Below are 17,710 nucleotides of genomic sequence, written 5' to 3' on the forward strand. Positions count from 1 at the left end.
ATGCGCCTCAATCGTTCGGATCATAGGGCGCGAAGCCCGAAAAGCCGCGCAGATACTGGGCGCGGATCGTCACGCGGGTGACGCCGCCGCCCAGGTTGATCGTCGCTTCCTCCCATTTCGGGCGGCTGCGGCCGAGCTTGCGGTTGCTCGGGAAGCCGACGCCGTCGCGCCAGAAGTTGAATTTGTTCTTGCCGTCGCGGTCGTGGGTGAAGAGCAGCGCATAGCGGCCGGGGCGCGGCGCCTTGATGCACATGGCGACCCCGCCGCTCGCCGGGGTCAGCGCCCAGATGCGGCGGAAGAACTTGCCCTCGTTCTTGAGCTTGGTGTCGTCCTTGAGGAAATCATCCTCGTTCGCGGGATAGAGTTCGAGCTTCAGCCGCCCGCTGCGGTCCTTGAGCCCGGCCACCTGCACGCGGATCGCCGCGCCGTTGCCGCCGTTGCACGCGGCCGCATCCTCGCCCAGCACCGGCTGGGCCAGAGCGGGCGTTGCGGGGATGGCGACGGCGAGGAGCGCGGGCGCGGCGAAGCGTGCGCTCATATGTCCTTCCTGACGAAGCCCAGCAGCGCGAACCCGGCGATCAGCACGACATGGACCAGCAGGGTGAGCGCAGCCATGAACGCCATCAGCTCGGCCATCGCCTGGCCCTGGCCGATCAGGATGATCGCGAAGCTCGCGAACAACAGATCCTTGTTGGGCACGAAGGGCAGGCGCGACACCAGCATGCGCGCCGCGGCGAGCAGGATCCACATGCCGAGCGCGACGTCGGGCATCGCGAAATGCCAGGCCAGCGCGGTGAGCAGCGAGCCCACGACAAGACGCAGGTTCTGAATGCCGAAGATCCACCAGAGCGTGCCCCGGTCCAGCGAGAAGACCCGGCGCGAGAACAGGAGGAACGGCACCGACATGACGACGATGATGCCGGCCGAGACCAGGCCTGTCTTGAACTGCGCGGGGGTGAGCAGCTCGGCGGCGAAGGGCAGCGCGAGCGCGAGCATCGCCAGCGTGATCGCGTTGCCGGCCATCGCCGAGAGGATCGACACGTCCTTCACCGCGCCGAACGGCGCTGCCACCATCTTGGTGCGCTGGCGTGCCCAGGCATAGAAATAGGCCTCGCCCGAATAGCCGAGCACGACGTCGTTGGCGATGCGCTTGCGGTGCAGCGCGACCATGCCGCCGAGCAGCGGGATGCGCCACAGCCGGCGGAAGATGACATAGTCGAAGGTCGGCGCACACAGATACATGAGCGCGAAGAAGATGTAGAACAGCCAGGTGTCGGGCGCGGTCTGCGAGAGGCCGGCGAGCCCCTTGTCGAACAGCTCGTGCGTCAGGCCGGCGATCATCAGCAGCGACAGCCCGGCGCCGAGCAGCGCGGGCCAGCGGCGCCTGATCTTCTCGATCGGCTCCAGCCCGGCGATGTCGGACGTTCCCGGGATCGAGGCCGGGTCTGCGACAGTCGTGTTCATCGAAGCTTGCGCTCCCGGTGGTTCAACATAGGCCAATCTGGTGCCCTTCTCCCGGGACCGTAACGTTTTTTGCGCGCCTTTAGCCGCACCCGGCGGCGGACGCAAAATGCGCCGCGGTGCCCGATGGCAGCAGAATGCGGTTTCTTCTGGGGGCGATTTGGGCTTTAGCAGGGCAGCCTTCAACCCGTGCCGGATCACCGTGCCCGATCATCCACCCGCTGCAGCGCATATCCTGAGCTTTGCCCAGACGCTGAAAGGGGGCGGGGTGGAGCGCGCGATGCTGCGCATGGCCGATGGCTGGGCGCGCGCCGGGCGGCGCGTGACGCTGGTGATCGGCGATAGCGGCGGCGCACTTGCGCACGAGATCCCGGACGGCGTCGCGGTGCGCGAACTCGGCAGCACCGCCTATCGCGCGCTGTTCGGCCTGCCGGGGATCGTGCGCGAGCTGGCGCCCGACATCGTCTTCTGCCCCGGCAACCACTATACCGGCGCCGCCTTCTGGCTGCGCACGCGGCTCGGCCGCGCCTGCCCGCCGATCGTGGGCAAGATCTCCAATGCACTGGTCCGCCCGGACCTGCGGCGTGGCGCGGGGGCGGGTTATCGCGGTTGGCTGCGCATGCACCCGCGCTTCCTCGACGCGGTGGTGGCGATGACCCCGGCAATGGCGGGCGAGGCGGTCGGCGCGATGGGGCTCGCGCCCACCCAGGTCCATGTCATCCCCAACCCCCCGGCGCAGCCGATCGCGGATGCGCCGCCGCCGGTGCTGCCCGAGGGCCGCTTCCTGCTCGGAGTCGGCCGGCTCGCACCGCAGAAACGCTGGGAACGGCTGATCACCGCGATGCCGCGCCTGCGCGATCCCGAGGTCAAGCTGGTGATCCTGGGCGAAGGCGAGGAGCGCGAGGCGCTCGAGCGGCTGGTCGCGCGGCTGGGGCTTGGGGATAGGGTGTCGATGCCCGGCCACGCGCCCGATCCGCTCCCCGCGATCGAACGCGCCGCGGCGGTGGTGCTGACCAGCGAGTTCGAGGGCGTCCCCGGCGTGCTGCGCGAAGCGATCGCGCTGGGCACTCCCGCGATCGCGACCGATTCGAGCGTCGCGATCCACGAGCTGATCGACAGCTCCGCGCGGGGAACGATCGTCCCGCCGGGCGACCGCGCGCGGCTGGTCGGCGCGCTCAACTATTGGCTGATGCCGGGGCGCAAGCGGCCCGAGCCGCGGCCGGAGACTGGGCCGGATCCGGTGGAGGCCTATCTCGACCTGTTCGATATGCTGGTAGCTCAGCGCGGGCGGTAGCTGAACCCGATCCAGAGGGTGCGCGGTGCCGCGCGCTCGACGATGCCGTTGCCGGTGATTGCGGTCTCGATCCGCGCATCGGTCAAGTTCTCGCCGCGCGCCTCGATCGCGAGGCCCGCGGTCAGCGGCAGCGCGAGCCGCGCGTCGAGGGTGAAGGCGTCCGCCAACTCGCGGGCGTTCTGGTCGTCCTCGAACTGCGGGCCGGCATAGCGCGCGGTGAGCGAGACTGCGGCGCGATCGCGCGTCCAGCCGAGGCTCGCCGAGCCCTGGTGCCGCGCAACCTGGGCGGGGCGCAGCCCGTCGAGCGGCGTGGCGGCGCCCGAGGCCTTGACCCGCGCATCGGTGAACGCCCAGGAAGCGCTCGCCCGCCATGGCCCCGAGCGCCAGCGCAGATCGGCCTCGATGCCCTTGGTCACGATCGCGTCGAGATTGAGGCGCTGGCGATAGGCCCCGCCCGCCGCGACGAAGCCAACGCCGGGGAAGTTGCCGGGACCGGTGCCGAGCGTGACGTTGCCGATCGCGCCGCGAATGCGGTTCCAATAGCCGGTCGCGCTGAGCGTCAGCGCGGGCAGCGGCGTCAGGTCGATGCCCGCCTCGACCCCCACCAGCCGCTCGGGATCGAGCAGGGGGTTGGCGGCGGTCGCATCGGTTCCGGCGCGGAAGGGGCGATAGAGTTCGTTGAGCGTGGGGAGCCGCCAGCCGGTGTACGCGGCGGTGCGGAGCGATAGCGCCGAGGCGAGCCGCATCGCCGCACCCGCGCGCCCGCTCGCTTCCCAGCCGCTGCGGTCGGCGAAGTTCATGTCGGTGAGCGGCATGCCGCCGGCGAGCGGGGCCTCGAACAGCGATCCGTTCGAGATCGTCCAGCGATCGACTCGCCCGCCCGCGCTCAGCGTCAGCACGCCGCGCTCGAGGCTCAGATCGGCGAACAGACCGCTCGTCATGGTCTCGCCGCCCGCGGTGCGCCGCCGCGTCGGGCTGCCCGCGACATAGGTGAAGAGTTCCTGCGTGCGCCCCGCGGTGTGGCGCAGGTCGCCGCCCAGCCGCAGCGTCGCGCCGCCGCCCACTGGTGGCTCGATCTCGAACCGCGCGCCCGCACCGATGGCGGGGACATGCTGGTCGAGCGTGGGAGAAGCGGTCACGCGGCCCGCGCCGATGCTGGCGAAGCCGCTCGAAAAGTCGCGATGCTGGAGATAGGCGAGCGCCGCCCAGCGCCAGCTGCCGCGCCCCACCAGCCGCACGCTCGCATCGGCGCCCTGGCTGGTCATCGGCGTGAAATCGGTGCCGCGGTCGCGCTCGTCGCTGAAGCCCGACAAATTGGCCTGCAGCTCGACGCTCTCGCCCACCGGGAACACCGAGCGCAGCGCGAGGCTGGCCTGGCGATAGGGCGCGGCGCGGTCGGCGGGGCCGCGATCCTCTTCGACGATCGGCACGAAACCGTCGCCGCGCGCGAACTGGCCAGCCACGGTCAACGATCCCGCGCCGAGTTTCGCCCCGCCGGTCGCGATCAGGTCGATCGACTCGCGGCTGCCGTAGAAACCGGTGAGCGCAAGCGGCCCCAGCGTCGCGGCGTCGGCGCTGGTCAGCTCGATCGTGCCCGCGAGCGCACCCGCGCCATGATAGCCGCTGCCCCCGCCGCGCGTGATCCGCACCGACGCCAGCCGCTCGGGCAGATAGGCGGGGAAGGGCACCCAGCCGCCGAACGGATCGGCCTGCGGCACCCCGTCGAGCAGCAGCAACGCGCGGCTCGACGCATTGCCGCCGAGGCCGCGCAGCGTGATCCCCTGCGCGGTCGGATGTGCCGAACGCGAATCGGCGCGGCGGAATTGCGCGGCGCCCGCGGCGTCGCGCAGCACATCCTCGAACCGCCCGCTCGCGGACTCGGTCAGCCGCTCGCGGTCGATCTTCGCCACGGCATAGGCGGCCTCGCCCGGCGGCGCGTCGAGGCCCTGCCCGGTCACCACGATCTCCTGGGCGGCGGCGGGAACAGGGAGGATCAGCAGGGCCCAGACGGCCCTCATTCGGGCCTGGCCCGATCCGGATGCGCGGCGGCGAAGGGTCCGAGCGCGGACGCCACCGCGTCGGCCGCGACCAGCCGCGGGTAGGCGTCGAGCGGCAGCTCGAAGCGGCGCGCATTGTACATTTGCGGCACCAGCAGCACGTCGCTGACATCGGGTGTGTCACCGCCGAGGAAAGGCCCGTCGCCGGCCATCGCCTCGAGCGCCGCGAACCCCTCGGCAATCCAGTGGCGGTACCAGTCGGCCTTGCCCGCCTCGTCCGCGCCGAACTGCGACTCGAGCCGCTTGAGCACGCGCAGATTATTGACCGGGTGGATGTCCGCCGCGATCAGCAACGCGCGCGCCATCGCCTCGGCGCGGGCGAGCGGGTCGGCGGGGATCAGCCGCGGCTCGGGATAGGTCGCGTCGAGCCATTCGATGATCGCCAGGCTCTGCGTCAGCACCTTGCCGCCGCCGATGTCGAGCGCGGGCACGAAGCCCTGCGGGTTGCGCGCGACATGCTCGGCCGAGCGCTGCTCCCCCTTGACCAGATGCACCTGGCGGCGTTCGTGTTCGACGCCCTTGAGGTTGAGCGCGATCCGCACGCGATAAGCGGCCGAGGAACGGAAATAATCGTAGAGGATCATGCCGGCTTGGCCCTGGAGCGGCGCGACCGGATCGTCTTGGGCGGCGGCTCCGACTCGGGCTCGGGACCGAACCCCGCCTCCGCCGCCTGCTCCGACTTGCGTTCGAGCGCGACCTTGATCATCGCCACCAGCGGATCGGCGAGCGCGAGGCCGAGGAAGCCGAACAGCGTGCTCATCAGGATCTGCGAGGAGACGGTGAGCGCGGGCGGCATGTCCACCGTGTGCTTGGCGACCAGCGGCAGCAGCACATAGCCGTCGAAGGTCTGCACCCCGAAATAGATGGCGATCGCCCACAGCCCCTCGGTCGGCCCGGCGCTGAAGCCGACCGCGACCATCAGCACGCCCGAAACGAACGCGCCGATATTGGGGATGAAGGCGAGGATGCCGGTGAGGATGCCGAGCAGCAGCGCCATCGGCACGCCCGCGATCGACAGCAGCATCCAGGTCAGCGCGCCCTCGAACACCATCCCGGCGAGGCGTCCGGCGAGCAGGATGCGCATCGTCCGCGCCATCCGCGCCACGGTGATCGCGAACTGGTCGCGCGACTGCATCGGCACCATCCACTGCAGCCCGCGCTCGTAGATACGCGGCTCCATCGCCACGAACAGGCCGATGACCATGACGAGGAAGAAGCTGCCGATCGCGCCGATCGCGCCGCCGATGAACGAGGTGACGCGGCCGACCGAGCCCAATGCCTGCTGGGCGAGGCCGGTGAGGTCCTGTGTGCGCGGCATCACGCCGAGCTCGGTCAGCCAGGCGCTGATCCGCACCGCCTGCGCTTCCAGCGTCTGGCGCAGCTGCTCGGCCTGGGCGGCGATCTCGACCCCGGTCAGATAGAAGACCCCGCCGACGAAGGCGATCACCAGTAGCACCACGATCAGCAGCGCGATCCCGCGCGGGATCGGCAGATAGCGGCGGATGAGCCGCGTCCCGCCGTCGAGCATCGAGGCGACGACGAGCCCCGCGAACACCAGCAGCAGCGGCTGGATCAGCAGCACGATCAGCGCCACCGCGATGGCGAGCCCGAACCACACCGAGGCGCGGCGCAGCTCGGCGCGCATCACCGGATCGCGCATCTCGTTGGGGCCGGGCTCTTGGACGATCGAGACCTGATCCTTGCTCATCGGCGCGTCACTCCGCAGGGCGTTCGGGATGGAGCGAGCCGCCGGCGCGGCCCGACCGGAACGAGCCCGCCCAGGTGAACGGGTTCCAGCTCGCGCTGCCATCGAGGCTGAAGGTGATGAACTCGGCGCGGCCGCCGATATTCTCGACCGGCACTGGACCGTTCAACCCGCCCTGCTCCAGCGTCATGCGGCTGTCGGCGCTGTTGTCGCGGTTGTCGCCCATCAGGAAGACGTGGCCCGCGGGAATGCGGAGCGGCGGGAAATTGTCCGCCGGTCCCGGTCCCATGTCGATCGTGTCGTAGCTTGCGCCGCCGGGCAGCGTCTCGCGCACGATCGGCACGTTGCACATCAGCGCCCCCGCGGCATCGCGGCCCAGCGCTCCGGCATATTGATCGGCGGGGCAGGCGAGGTTGGCGTCGACCTTGAGCGCGCGGATGCCGAGCCGCTCGCGCTGCACCGGTCTGCCGTTGATGTAGACGATGCCGCCATGCATCTCGATCAGCTCGCCGGGCAGGCCGATCACGCGCTTGATATAGTCGGTATGCGCATCGGGCGGGGTGACGATGACGATGTCGCCGCGCTTCGGCACGCTGCCGAACAGCCGCCCCTTGATGAAGGGCAGGACGTGGAAGGTCGGCGTGACGTAGGAATAGCCATAGGGATATTTGGTCACCACCAGCCGGTCGCCGACCAGCAAGGTCGGCATCATCGATTCCGACGGGATGTAGAACGGCTTGGCGACGAGGCTGTGGAAGCCGAGCACCGCGACGACGAGCCAGAAGATGCCCTTGGCCTCGCCCCACCAGTCGGTGCGGGTAGCTTCCGCTTTCGCCTCCAACGCCAACTCCTCGGCCATCAATCCTCTTTCACTATGCGGGCAGCGCCTCGATCACCACCAGCGCCTGGGCCCAGGGATGGTCGTCGGTCAGCGTCAGATGCACCTTGGCGACGTGACCCGCCGGAGTCATGGCGTCAAGCCGCGCCTTCGCACCGCCGGTCAGCGCCAGCGTCGGCGCGCCTGACGGCGCGTTGACCACGCCGATGTCGCGCATGAACACGCCCGCCTTGAATCCGGTCCCGACCGCCTTGGAAAACGCCTCCTTGGCGGCGAAGCGTTTGGCCAGCGTCGCGGCATAGTTGAGCGGGCGGCGCGCGGCCTTGCGCAGCTCGACATCGGTGAACACGCGCTGCTCGAAGCGCAGCCCGAAGCGGTCGAGCGTCGACTGGATACGCTCGATGTTGCAGAGGTCGGAGCCGATGCCGATGATCATGACGCTCTTGTCCCGGCCTGACGGCCGGAGTTGCGGCACCAGCCCGCTCCCCCACCCGGCCACCCATTCCAGAATATCCTGCCGATGGGTGGCCGGGTGGGGGAGCGGGCTGGTGCCGCTGCGCCGCAAGGCGCACAAACCGTCAACGCGCTTCGTCCATCAGCACACGCATCCGCTGCACCACCGGGGCGAGGCCGTCGAAGATCGCCTCGCCGATCAGGAAATGGCCGATGTTGAGCTCGGCGAGCTGCGGGATCGCGGCCACGGGCACGACATTGTCGAAGGTGAGACCATGCCCGGCATGGACCTCGATCCCGTTCTTGGCCGCCAGCGCCGCGGCATCGGCGATGCGGCGCAGCTCGGCGGTCCGCGCCTCGCCGTCGAGCTCGCAATAGCGCCCGGTATGCAGCTCCACCACCGGCGCGCCGAGCCGCAGCGCGGCCTCGATCTGCGCGGGATCGGGCTCGATGAACAGCGAGACGCGGATGTTGGCGTTCCTGAGCTCGGCGACCATCGGCGCGAGCAGATTGTGCTGCCCCGCCGCGTCGAGCCCGCCCTCGGTGGTGCGCTCCTCGCGCTTCTCGGGGACGATGCATGCGGCGTGCGGCTGGTGGCGCAGCGCGATGCCGAGCATCTCGTCGGTCGCTGCCATTTCGAGGTTCAATGGCACCGGCAGCTCGGCGGAGAGCCGGGCGATGTCTGCGTCGGTGATATGGCGCCGGTCCTCGCGCAGATGCGCGGTGATGCCGTCCGCGCCGGCCTCAGCCGCGAGCAGCGCCGCGCGCACGGGATCGGGGTAGCCGCTGCCGCGCGCATTCCGCACGGTCGCGACATGGTCGATGTTGACGCCGAGGCGCAGGCGGCCGTTCACGCCGCCACCCGGCTGCCAGGCTTGATCGCGGGGATCGCGGCCAGCTCGGGGGGCAGCGACTCGGGGTCATAGCTCGGCACGTCGAGCCGGATCAGCGGGAAGAAGGGCACGCCGAGATCGGCGACCCCGTTGGAGCGGTCGACCAGGCTCGCCGCTGCGATCACCTCGCCGCCGGCCTGGTGAATCGCCTTCATCGCCTCGCGCGACGACAAGCCGGTGGTGACGACGTCCTCCATCATCAGCACTTGCTGCCCCGGCTCGAGGCGGAAGCCGCGGCGCAATTCGAAAATGCCGGTGGGGCGCTCGACGAACATCGCATCGACACCCAGCGCGCGCGCCACCTCCTGCCCGGCGATCACCCCGCCCATCGCGGGCGAGACGACCGCGGTGATCCGGTCGCGCAGCACGGTGGGGAGCTTCGCCGCCACCGCCTGCGCCAGCCGCGCCCCGCGCGCCGGGTTCATCAGCACGCGCGCGCATTGCAGGTAGCGCGGGCTGCGCAGACCCGAGGAAAGGATGAAATGCCCCTCCAACAGGGCTTCGGCCGCGCGAAACTCGTCCAGAACCTCGTCGTCGGTCACATGCCTCTTCCCGCCAGTTTTCGCGCCGTTCGCATCTAGGGCGCACACCCGCGCCCCGCAACTGCCCTCAAAAAGCGGATGACAAGCTTGAGGCGCGCGATCTTGCTGCTATAGGCCTGCGCCAACGGGCAAGCTCACGCCCGCGCGACCGGAGACCCGGCGCCCCCGGAAACAGGGGTCTAAGGAAACATGGGGTTGAACGACAAGATGCGCATGCATGGATTGAAGGCGATCGTCCTGGCCGCTGGCCTCGCGCTCGCCGGCGGCATGGCCCAGGGGCAGACGGCGCCCCAGACTGCTCCGGCCTCGGCACCCGCCGCCGAAGCGCCCAAGGCGCCTGCACCGGTCGCGGTCGAATCGCCGGCTGCGGCCACCACGCCCGGCGCCGCTCCCGCCGCCGCCGCGACGCCGGCCGCAGCGACGCCCGCCGACCCGACGCTCAATCCCGACGGCACGCACAAAAACGGCCCGGTCGCGGGCATTGGTCATCCGGTCGACGGCCATATCGGCATCCAGCCGCAGGTGACCAAGCTCGGCGAGAGCGCGGCGCATTTCCACAACTGGATCCTGCTGCCGATCATCACGGTGATCTCGATCTTCGTGCTGATCCTGCTCGCCTGGACGATCGTGCGCTACCGCCGCAAGGCCAACCCCAACCCGTCCAAGACCAGCCACAACACGCTGATCGAGATCGTCTGGACGGTCGTGCCGGTGCTGATCCTCGCGTTCATCGCCTGGCCGTCGATCTCGCTGCTCGCCAAGCAGTTCAAGCCGGCGCCCGACAATGCCGTGACGATCAAGGCGATCGGCAACCAGTGGTTCTGGAGCTACGAATATCCCGACCATGGCGGCATCTCGATCACCGCCAACATGCTCAAGGAAAAGGGCGACGTTCCCGTCGGCCAGCGTTTCCGCACCGATGTCGACGGCCCGCGCCTGCTCGCGGTCGACAACCGCATCGTCGTGCCGGTCGGCACCCCGATCCGGCTGATCGCCACCGCCAACGACGTGATCCACAGCTGGGCGATCCCGGCCTTCTGGATCAAGATCGACGCGGTGCCCGGCCGCCTCAACGAGACCAGCTTCACCGTCGACAAGCCCGGCGTCTATTTCGGCCAGTGCTCGGAACTGTGCGGCGCGCGCCACGCCTATATGCCGATCGTGGTCGAGGCGGTGGAGCCCGCGGTGTTCGCGCAGTGGGTCGCGGCGAAGGGCGGCAAGATGCCCGAGGCGAACAAGCCTTCGGCCGCCGCGCCTGCGCAGCCCGCCGCTGACAAGGCCGACGACACCGCGACGCCGGTCAACGGCACCGTTCCCGCCGGGAACGCGGTCGTCGAGAACATGACGGCCGAGGCCGCCACCACCAATCAAGCCGCCACCGGCAACACGGACCAGTAAGCCATGACCGACGTAGCTCGCGACGCACACGCCTTCACGGCGCACGACGACCATCATGACGCGCACGCCGATCACAAGCCCGGCTTCTTCGCGCGCTGGTTCCTGTCGACCAACCACAAGGACATCGGGACGCTCTACCTGATCTTCGCGATCATCGCAGGGATCATCGGCGGCGGCATCTCGGGCCTGATGCGCGCCGAGCTGGCCGAGCCCGGCATCCAGTATCTCGGCACCTGGGCCTCGATGGTCCATGGCGGCGAGCAGAGCTTCGACGAATCGCTGCACTTCTGGAACGTGCTGATCACCGCGCACGGTCTGATCATGGTGTTCTTCATGGTCATGCCCGCCATGATCGGAGGCTTCGGCAACTGGTTCGTGCCGATCATGATCGGTGCGCCGGACATGGCGTTCCCGCGCATGAACAACCTGTCCTTCTGGTTGCTCGTGCCGGCCTTCACCCTGCTTCTCGCCTCGCCCTTTGTCGGCGGCGGCGCGGGCGTGGGCTGGACGGTCTATGCCCCGCTCTCGACCTATGGCGAGCCTGGGCCGTCGGTGGACATGGCGATCCTGTCGCTCCACCTTGCCGGCGCCAGCTCGATCCTTGGCGCGATCAACTTCATCACCACCATCTTCAACATGCGCGCGCCGGGCATGACCCTGCACAAGATGCCGCTGTTCGTGTGGTCGGTGCTGATCACCGCCTTCCTGCTGCTGCTCGCGCTGCCGGTGCTGGCCGCGGCGATCACCATGCTGCTCACCGACCGCAATTTCGGCACGACCTTCTACGATCCGGCCGGCGGCGGCGATCCGGTGCTCTACCAGCACCTCTTCTGGTTCTTCGGCCACCCCGAAGTGTACATCATGATCCTGCCGGGCTTCGGCATCGTCAGCCAGATCGTCGCGACCTTCAGCCGCAAGCCGGTGTTCGGCTATCTCGGCATGGCCTATGCCATGGTCGCGATCGGCGTGGTCGGCTTCGTCGTGTGGGCGCACCACATGTTCACCACCGGCATGAGCGTGAACGTGAAGATGTACTTCACCGCCGCGACGATGATCATCGCGGTGCCGACCGGCATCAAGATCTTCTCGTGGATCGCGACGATGTGGGGCGGCTCGCTGAGCTTCAAGACCCCGATGCTGTGGGCGATCGGCTTCATCTTCCTGTTTACCGTGGGCGGTGTCACCGGCGTGGTGCTCGCCAATGGTGGCGTCGACGATTACATGCACGACACCTATTACGTCGTCGCGCACTTCCATTATGTGCTCTCGCTCGGCGCGGTGTTCGGCCTGTTCGCGGGCTTCTACTACTGGTTCCCGAAGATGTCGGGCCGGATGTACAACGAGCTGCTCGGCCAGCTGCACTTCTGGGTGTTCTTCATCGGCGTCAACGTGCTGTTCTTCCCGCAGCACTTCCTGGGCCTCCAGGGCATGCCGCGCCGCATTCCCGACTATGGGGAAGCCTATGCATACTGGAACGGGATTTCGAGCCTGGGCTATGCGATCATGCTCGCGGGCATGGCGATCTTCTTCGTCAACCTCTTCCTCTCGCTGTTCGCGGGCAAGAAGGCCCCCGACAATCCCTGGGGCGAGGGCGCGACGACGCTCGAATGGACCCTGTCCAGCCCGCCGCCCTTCCACCAGTTCGAGACGCTCCCGGTGATCGACGACGACAAGCATCACTGAGACAGCTGAACGCTGAAACGACAAACGCCCCGGAGGAACTCCGGGGCGTTTTGCTGCCCGTCTCGCGCACCGCCGCATTGCAATCGTACGGCCGATGCGCACGCTTCATCATCTCATGGACCATATTCCTCGTCAGCCATCGGCCAGTCCTTTCTCGTGCTCCGATGCCAGTGTGCGGGCCACCGCCAGCGCCGCGTCATAATCGCGCGCATAACGGATGGCGTTGGCCGAGCGGCCAAGGCCGCTGCGTTTGAGCAAGCGGAAGGGCCGCGCCTGAACGCCTGAGAGGATCACCCGCGCGCCATCGGCACGCGCCTGCATCACAAACTCTCGAAGCGCCGCCACGCCGCTCGCATCGAGATACGGAACGAGCTCCATCCGAAGGATGATCGCGCGCGGCATCCGGCCGACACGTTTCAGCGCGTCGAGCAGTTCACCCGCGACTCCGAAGAAAAAGGGACCGGTGATACGGAACACTTCGACATCGGCCGGTAGCTGGTCGCGCTGCGACGCATCCTCGCTTTCGACCGTTCGGCTTGCGGTGACGGTCACGGTTTCACTCATCCGCGCCATGAAAAGCAGGCTGGCGATGGTCACGCCAACGCCGATCGCCACCGTCAGGTCCACCAGCACGGTCAGGCCGAAGGTGAGAAGCAATATGCCGCGCTCGCCGATCGGCATGCGCAGCAAGGCGACGAAGCGTTCGGCCTCGCTCATGCCCCAGGCAATCATCAGCAGGACCGCTGCGAGCGCCGCCATCGGCACATAGGCCATGAGGTCGCTGGCGAAGAGCACGAAAATCAGCAGGAAGACAGCATGCAGCATTCCCGCAACGGGCGTGCGCCCACCCGATTTCACATTGGCCGCCGTGCGCGCAATCGCACCGGTCGCGGGCAGCCCGCCGAACAGTGCCGAAGCGAAGTTGGCGGCGCCTTGGCCGACCAGTTCCTGATTGGAGCGATGGCGAAAGCCGGTCATGCCATCGGCGACGACGCAGGACAGCAGCGCCTCGATCCCGGCGAGGAAGGCGATGGTGAACGCAGCGGGGGTCACCTCCTGCAGCTTGGTGAGCGAGAATGCCGGAAGTGCGGGCATCGGCAGCCCGTGCGGCATGTCCGGGAAGCGTGACCCGATGGTTTCGGCAGGAAGATGGAAGAACGTCGCCACGACAGAGGCAAGGATGATGACGATCAGGTAAGCGGGCAGCTTGGGCGCATAACCGCGCAGCACGACGATCAGCGCCAGCGCACCCGCGCCAATGCCTGCGGCTGCCGGATCGATGGTGCCCGCGGCCTTGGCATAGGCAATCCATTTGGGAAGAAAGTCGGCGGGCGGATCGTAGATCGCGAGGCCAAGAAAATCCTTGATCTGGCTTGAAGCGATGATGACCGCGATTCCGGCGGTGAAGCCAGTGATGACCGGATGCGGAATGTAGCGGATGAGCCTGCCCAGCCGCATGTAGCCAGCCACGATCAGGATGATGCCCGCCAGCAAGGTTGCGAGCACCAGCCCATCATAGCCATGCGTCGCGATGACGTTGAAAACCACGACGACGAACGCGCCGGTCGGCCCGCCGATCTGCACACGCGAGCCGCCCAGCATGGAAATGAGCAACCCGGCGACAATGGCGGTGATGAGCCCCTTGTCGGGCGATGCGCCGGAGGCCACGCCTAGCGCCATGGCGAGCGGCAGCGCGACGACTGCAACGGTCAGCCCGGCGAAGGCGTCGGCCCGAAACTGGTCAAGGCTATAGCCCTCGCCAAGCACGGTAAAGAGCTTGGGCGTAAAGGCATCGGGCTCGCGGCGCGGCCGCGCCGGCTCCTTGCGCTTCGTCCCCATCCGGTCCGTCATCGTCTCAAAGAATGGCACGGCGGTTAGCCTTCCCGGTCGGGCCGGGGCGCGGCCTCGCGCAAACGCACGCCGCGCCCGGCCCCGATGCTGGGCTGGTTCTCGCCGATCAGTTCGATCCCTTCGGTCTCCAGCGCCGCAATCACTTTCATGAGCGTGTCGATGACGCCGCGCACGACGCCATCCGACGCCTCCATGCGCTGGATGGTGGGAAGCGATACGCCCGCGCGCTCGGCGAATTCGCGCTGGTCGATGCCCAGCAGCGCACGGGCGGCACGAAGTTGGTTGGCGGTAATCATGTGCATCAATCCTGATGTTTGAGCCATCATATATGATGGCCAGCACGCCACCAAGCGTTTCCGCGAGGCAAATGTCACGGAGGCGGGATGGTGCTCCTATGTTATGCAGCGGGAGAGGGTGGGTCGCTCCCGAACCGCTCGAGGGCCAGCACCCTTCCCCCGAGCGTCAACCCGGCCTATAGGCGCCCGCAAATGTCCGTCGCCAACCATAGCCTGATCCTGCCCGCCGACTGGCGCGACTTCCTCGCGCTGACCAAGCCGCGGGTGATGACTTTGGTCGTGTTCACCGGCCTGTGCGGCATGCTCGCGGCGCCGGTTTCGATCCACCCGGTGCTCGGCTTCACCGCGATCCTGTGCATCGCGCTCGGTGCGGGCGCGGCCGGGGCGCTCAACCAGTGGTACGAGGCGGATCTCGACGCCAAGATGAAGCGGACCCAGAGCCGCCCGCTCCCGGCGGGGCGCATGGACCGCCAGTCGGCGCTGCATTTCGGGGTCGGCGTCGCCGCGCTCTCGGTGATCCTGATGGGCCTCGCGGTCAACTATGTCGCGGCCGGCATCCTGCTCGTCTCGATCCTGTTCTACGTGCTCGTCTACACCGTCTGGCTCAAGCGCCGCACGCCGCAGAACATCGTCATCGGCGGCGCGGCGGGCGCCTTTCCCCCGCTGATCGGCTGGGCCGCGGCGACGGGCGAGGTGGCGCTGCTGCCCTTTCTGCTCTTCTGCCTCGTCTTCCTGTGGACCCCGCCGCATTTCTGGGCGCTCGCGCTGTTCGTGAAGACGGATTACGCCAATGCCGGCGTGCCGATGCTGCCCGTGGTGGCGGGGGAGAAGGCGACGCGCGTGCAGATCGGGCTCTACACCATCCCCATGGCCGTCGCCGCGATCGCGCCCTGGCCGCTCGGCCTCACCGGTGCGCTCTACGGCATCACCGCCATCGCCACGACCGCGCTGTTCGCGCTGTTCGCCGCGCAGGTCGCGACGCGCATGGCCGCGGACGGCGACGGGATGAAGCCCGAAAAGCGCCTCTTCGCCTATTCGATCTCCTATCTGTTCATCCTCTTCGCCGCGGTCGCGGCCGATCGGTGGCTTGGGGTCTAAACTCAGTTGGAACGAGGATCGAGATCGCCGATGGAAGGCCGCCGACAAGGAGCGCAGCGCAGTCGCGTAGCAGAGCTACGCGCAAGCAAGCGACGAAGTGTCGGTGCGACCGTCCCCGGGACGGTCGCAGCCATGCCGGGGGCATGGCGGGCCGACACTTCGGCGGTCTTCCATGGGCGACCGCGCAGCGGCGGGCCGAATTTGGCGCCAGGCGTCATCGCGCGTCGGTCACGATGGAACCCCATCGCTCCCTCCTCGCTCCTGGCCTGGCGCCAAATTCGGCTCCGTCTCGACCTCGTTCCAACTGAGTTTAGACCCCGATGACTCCCGAAGAAGAAGACCTCGTCCGCGCGCGGCAGAAGTCGCGCGCCCGTGTGATGGCGCTACTGCTGCTCGCCTTTGTCGTGCTGGTGTTCGCGATCAGCATCGTGAAGATCAGCCAGGGTATCCCGGTGAGGCACCAGTGAAGATCGACCGCAAGCTCCGCACCGCGCTGCTCGCCGTGCTCGGCGTGTGCACGATGACCGGCGTCGCCTTTGCCAGCGTGCCGCTCTATCGTCTGTTCTGCCAGGTCACCGGCTTCGGCGGCACCACGATGCGCGCCGAGGCCGCGCCGGGCGCGGTCGACGCGAAGATCACCGTCGCATTCGACAGCAATGTCAGCCCCGCGCTGACGTGGAAGTTCAAGCCCGAGGTGGCGTCGGACGAAATCTCGATCGGTGCGCGCGACATGGCGTTCTACACCGCGACCAACACCGGCACCGTGCCGGTCACCGGCACCGCGACCTACAACGTCACCCCCCAGCAGGCGGGCAAATATTTCAGCAAGATCCAGTGCTTCTGCTTCACCGAGCAGACGCTCAAGCCCGGCGAGACGGTGCGCATGCCGGTGATCTACTATGTCGATCCCAAGATCCTGACCGACCCCGATACCAAGGACGTCGAGAAGATCACGCTGTCCTATACCTTCTATCCGGTCGATCCGAACAAGCCGAAGGGCTGAGCGCTCACCGCCGTCCCGTGGTTCGTCATCCCGGCCTCGCGCCGGGATCCACCGTGCCGCAGCAATGGACAAGCGGTTCGACGGTATCGCCCGCCTCTCGGTGGACCCCGGCACAGGGCCGGGGTGACGGATAGGGCGCTGCAAGGCACCTCTCAACCACCATTGCGCCGGCCAAGCTCACCCCTTAAGGCGACCTTGAATCACGCCTAAAACGAACAGGGACGGACGATGGCCGGCGCCAAGAACCACGACTACCATATTCTCCCGCCCAGCCCGTGGCCGCTGCTGAGCGCGGTCGCCGCTTTGTGGCTCGCGACCGGCGGCCTGATGTGGATGAAGGCGCATCCGCACGGCATGTGGGTGTTCCTCTCGGGCCTCGTCGCGACGCTGTTCTGCATGGCCTCGTGGTGGGTCGATGTGATCAAGGAATCGAAGGCCGGCGACCATACCCCGGTCGTCCAGCTCCACCTGCGTTACGGCATGATCCTGTTCATCGCCTCGGAAGTGATGTTCTTCGTCGGCTGGTTCTGGGCGTGGTTCGACTTCGCGCTGTTCCCCGCCGCGATCTCGGTGAGCGAGCATGGCAGCGCGGTGGAAGTGCTGCAGGACGCCGTCGCGCAGTTCCCGCCCAAGGGCATGGAAGTGCTCAACGCCTTCCAGCTGCCGCTGCTCAACACTTTCATCCTGCTGCTCTCGGGTACCACCGTCACCTGGGCGCATCACGGCCTGATCCACAATCAGCGCGGCGGCGCGATGAAGGGCCTGTGGGGCTTCATCGGCGTCGGCGAGAACGATGTGGTCAAGAAGGGCTTGTGGCTCACCATCATCCTGGGCCTGATCTTCTCGAGCATCCAGGCCTATGAATATGCCCATGCGCCGTTCGTGTTCGGCAAGTCGAACTATTCGTCGGCCTTCTTCATGGCGACTGGCTTCCACGGCTTCCACGTCATCGTCGGCACGCTCTTCCTGATGGTGAACCTGCTGCGCGCCTATCAGGGCGACTTCACCCCGCGCCAGCATTTCGGCTTCGAGGCCGCCGCCTGGTACTGGCACTTCGTCGACGTCGTCTGGCTGTTCCTGTTCGTCGTCGTCTATGTCTGGGGCAGCGCGGGCGCGCCGGTCCACGGCTGACGCGCGG

At 68.0% G+C, this 17,710-nt stretch carries 18 protein-coding genes; 7 read left to right on the plus strand and 11 right to left on the minus strand.

Going from position 1 to position 17,710, the window contains the following annotated elements; all coding sequences use genetic code 11:
* Positions 1-7: 7 nt before the first annotated feature.
* Positions 8-538: a DUF2141 domain-containing protein gene (locus tag OK349_RS12655; RefSeq protein WP_265118155.1), complete on the minus strand. Its 531-nt coding sequence runs from the start codon at positions 536-538 to the stop codon at positions 8-10.
* Positions 535-1,464: a hypothetical protein gene (locus OK349_RS12660; protein ID WP_265118156.1), complete on the minus strand. Its 930-nt coding sequence runs from the start codon at positions 1,462-1,464 to the stop codon at positions 535-537. The genes OK349_RS12655 and OK349_RS12660 overlap by 4 nt, the downstream gene beginning before the upstream one ends.
* 199 nt (positions 1,465-1,663) lie before the next feature.
* Here OK349_RS12660 and OK349_RS12665 point away from each other — a divergent pair, with 199 nt between their 5' ends.
* Positions 1,664-2,755 carry a glycosyltransferase gene (locus OK349_RS12665; RefSeq protein ID WP_265118157.1) on the plus strand — a complete coding sequence of 364 codons (1,092 nt, stop codon included), beginning with the start codon at positions 1,664-1,666 and terminating at the stop codon, positions 2,753-2,755.
* On the opposite strand, the gene OK349_RS12670 is transcribed toward OK349_RS12665, so the two are convergent.
* From OK349_RS12670 to pyrE, 7 genes are all read right to left on the minus strand, one after another.
* Entirely contained in the window at positions 2,740-4,773 is a 2,034-nt protein-coding gene (locus OK349_RS12670; protein WP_265118158.1) for a TonB-dependent receptor plug domain-containing protein, read from the minus strand. The genes OK349_RS12665 and OK349_RS12670 overlap by 16 nt on opposite strands.
* Positions 4,770-5,396 (minus strand): maleylacetoacetate isomerase, encoded by a 627-nt coding sequence (maiA, locus tag OK349_RS12675; protein WP_265118159.1) that lies wholly within the window; start codon positions 5,394-5,396, stop codon positions 4,770-4,772. Before maiA ends, OK349_RS12670 begins: the two co-directional genes overlap by 4 nt.
* Entirely contained in the window at positions 5,393-6,520 is a 1,128-nt protein-coding gene (locus OK349_RS12680; protein ID WP_265118160.1) for an AI-2E family transporter, read from the minus strand. The genes maiA and OK349_RS12680 overlap by 4 nt, the downstream gene beginning before the upstream one ends.
* A gap of 7 nt (positions 6,521-6,527) precedes the next feature.
* Positions 6,528-7,376, minus strand: a complete 849-nt coding sequence (lepB, locus tag OK349_RS12685; protein WP_265118161.1) for a signal peptidase I — start codon at positions 7,374-7,376, stop codon at positions 6,528-6,530.
* 13 nt (positions 7,377-7,389) lie between these two features.
* Entirely contained in the window at positions 7,390-7,791 is a 402-nt protein-coding gene (gene acpS, locus OK349_RS12690; protein WP_265118607.1) for a holo-ACP synthase, read from the minus strand.
* 142 nt (positions 7,792-7,933) lie between these two features.
* The gene (locus OK349_RS12695) at positions 7,934-8,662 is read right to left on the minus strand and encodes a pyridoxine 5'-phosphate synthase (RefSeq protein ID WP_265118162.1); all 729 of its coding nucleotides are present in this window, start codon (positions 8,660-8,662) and stop codon (positions 7,934-7,936) included.
* Positions 8,659-9,243, minus strand: a complete 585-nt coding sequence (gene pyrE / locus OK349_RS12700) for an orotate phosphoribosyltransferase (RefSeq protein WP_265118163.1) — start codon at positions 9,241-9,243, stop codon at positions 8,659-8,661. The genes OK349_RS12695 and pyrE overlap by 4 nt, the downstream gene beginning before the upstream one ends.
* Positions 9,244-9,456: 213 nt before the next feature.
* Here pyrE and coxB point away from each other — a divergent pair, with 213 nt between their 5' ends.
* Positions 9,457-10,641: a cytochrome c oxidase subunit II gene (gene coxB, locus OK349_RS12705; RefSeq protein WP_372340573.1), complete on the plus strand. Its 1,185-nt coding sequence runs from the start codon at positions 9,457-9,459 to the stop codon at positions 10,639-10,641.
* 3 nt (positions 10,642-10,644) lie between these two features.
* Entirely contained in the window at positions 10,645-12,324 is a 1,680-nt protein-coding gene (gene ctaD / locus OK349_RS12710) for a cytochrome c oxidase subunit I (protein ID WP_265118164.1), read from the plus strand.
* Positions 12,325-12,456: 132 nt separating this feature from the next.
* Here the strand turns inward: ctaD and OK349_RS12715 are convergent, their stop codons facing one another.
* Together OK349_RS12715 and OK349_RS12720 are read right to left on the minus strand one after the other, a co-directional pair.
* Complete coding sequence (locus OK349_RS12715; RefSeq protein WP_265118165.1) at positions 12,457-14,175, minus strand: SulP family inorganic anion transporter; 1,719 nt, start codon at positions 14,173-14,175, stop codon at positions 12,457-12,459.
* A 23-nt stretch (positions 14,176-14,198) separates the two neighbouring features.
* The gene (locus tag OK349_RS12720; RefSeq protein ID WP_265118166.1) at positions 14,199-14,471 is read right to left on the minus strand and encodes a helix-turn-helix transcriptional regulator; all 273 of its coding nucleotides are present in this window, start codon (positions 14,469-14,471) and stop codon (positions 14,199-14,201) included.
* Positions 14,472-14,663: 192 nt separating this feature from the next.
* Between OK349_RS12720 and OK349_RS12725 the strand changes: the two genes are divergently transcribed.
* The 4 genes from OK349_RS12725 to OK349_RS12740 all read left to right on the plus strand — a co-directional run bounded on the left by OK349_RS12725 (position 14,664) and on the right by OK349_RS12740 (position 17,703).
* On the plus strand, positions 14,664-15,569 hold the full coding sequence (locus OK349_RS12725; protein WP_265118167.1) for a heme o synthase: 906 nt from the start codon (positions 14,664-14,666) through the stop codon (positions 15,567-15,569).
* A gap of 320 nt (positions 15,570-15,889) precedes the next feature.
* A complete protein-coding gene (locus OK349_RS12730) occupies positions 15,890-16,036 on the plus strand; it encodes a hypothetical protein (RefSeq protein ID WP_265118168.1) in 147 nt (48 codons plus the stop codon).
* On the plus strand, positions 16,033-16,572 hold the full coding sequence (locus OK349_RS12735) for a cytochrome c oxidase assembly protein (RefSeq protein ID WP_265118169.1): 540 nt from the start codon (positions 16,033-16,035) through the stop codon (positions 16,570-16,572). The genes OK349_RS12730 and OK349_RS12735 overlap by 4 nt, the downstream gene beginning before the upstream one ends.
* Before the next feature lie 228 nt (positions 16,573-16,800).
* Entirely contained in the window at positions 16,801-17,703 is a 903-nt protein-coding gene (locus OK349_RS12740; RefSeq protein ID WP_265118170.1) for a cytochrome c oxidase subunit 3, read from the plus strand.
* Positions 17,704-17,710 lie beyond the last annotated feature (7 nt).

This window comes from Sphingomonas sp. BT-65, assembly GCF_026107375.2.
Classification (GTDB): Bacteria; Pseudomonadota; Alphaproteobacteria; order Sphingomonadales; family Sphingomonadaceae; genus Sphingomonas.